This window comes from Actinospineispora eucalypti, assembly GCF_039543365.1.
Lineage (GTDB): Bacteria > Actinomycetota > Actinomycetes > Mycobacteriales > Pseudonocardiaceae > Pseudonocardia > Pseudonocardia eucalypti.
The window spans coordinates 1-1,276 of sequence record NZ_BAABJP010000076.1; the positions used below are offsets into that span (position 1 = coordinate 1).

A 1,276-nucleotide genomic window follows, 5' to 3' on the forward strand; every position below is an offset into this window, starting at 1 on the left:
GCGCGGTGTTGGTGGCGGCGGCGCCAGCGTGACCAGGACCAGGTGTGGGTGAGGTCGGCGGCGGTGTGGGTCAGGTGTGCCAGGAGACGGCGGATTTCCGCGAGGGTGAGCGGGATGAGGCCGTGACCAGGTCTTTTGGGGTGATCGCGGCGGTCACCGCGAGGTAGGCGTGGGCGAGGAGCGCCAGGGTGATGTGGCGGTACCAGGCGTCGTAGCGGCGGACCTGGTACTGGTCGAGTCCGACCTCGTTCTTCGCGGTCTGGAAGCACTCCTCGATGGCCCAGCGGCTGCCGGCGACGCGGATGAGGTCGTCGTCGGTGGTGCCGGGTGGGCCGGCGCACAGGTAGTAGGCCAGCTCCGGCTGCTGGCCTGAGTCGATCTGGGTGGGGGCCAGGATCTGGCGCCGCGCCAGCAGCCAGCGACCCCAGCCCGGTGGGGTGTGTTCGCCGGTGGAGATCGAGGCAACCGCCCAGTCGAACATCCTCGGCCCCTTCGCGCCATCAGCGCAGCTACGACGCTTCCATGCCTGCTCAGGAGCCTGCGCGGTGGCCCGGTCGGCGCGGTCGGGCCCGGCCGGCGCGCCGATATCGGAAGGGATGGTCTGGTTGCGGGGCACCGCGACGACGTAGCCAATCCGGCGGCGTTCGCACCAGGTCCGGAACTTGTGGTCCTGGCCGTAGGCTTCGTCCGCGGCCACCCAAGAGGCCGGAACGCCCGCATCCAGCGCACGGCCGAGCATCACTTGCGCGAGTGCCGCTTTGGTGGCGAACTCGACCTCGTCGCCCACCGCGGCTTCCTGGCGGCGGGCACTGTCGGTGATCCAGGATTTCGGCAGGTAGAGCTCCCTGTCGATCAGTGTCCGCCCCTTGCCGCTGGCGTAGGCCAGAAACACTCCCAGCTGGCAGTTCTCCACCCGTCCCGCCGTGCCGGAGTACTGGCGCTGCACACCAGCGGACTTGACACCCTTCTTCAGGAACCCCGTCTCGTCCACGATGAGCACCCCGGCGGGCTCGCCGAGGTGTTCTGCGACGTATCCACGCAGGTCATCACGCACACCGTCGGCGTCCCAGTGCGCCGAGTTGAGCAGTCGCTGCATCCCGTCCGGTGTCGCGTCCCCAGCGACCTCGGCCAGCGTCCACCCGTTCTTCCCCGCCAGCGGCGCCAACAGGCCCCGCACATACGCCCGAGCCCGCCGACGCGGTTCCGGCCGAAAGAAACGGCCCGCTACCAGCCCAAACAGCTCATCCAGCCCCTCAACCCACGCCGCAAGATCCTC

Annotated in this window: 1 protein-coding gene; it reads right to left on the reverse strand. The window is 69.6% G+C overall.

Translation table 11 applies throughout. From position 1 onward, the window contains the following. Window positions 1-70 precede the first annotated feature (70 nt). Entirely contained in the window at window positions 71-1,249 is a 1,179-nt protein-coding gene (locus ABEB12_RS41980; protein ID WP_221497937.1) for an IS701 family transposase, read from the reverse strand. Window positions 1,250-1,276 lie beyond the last annotated feature (27 nt).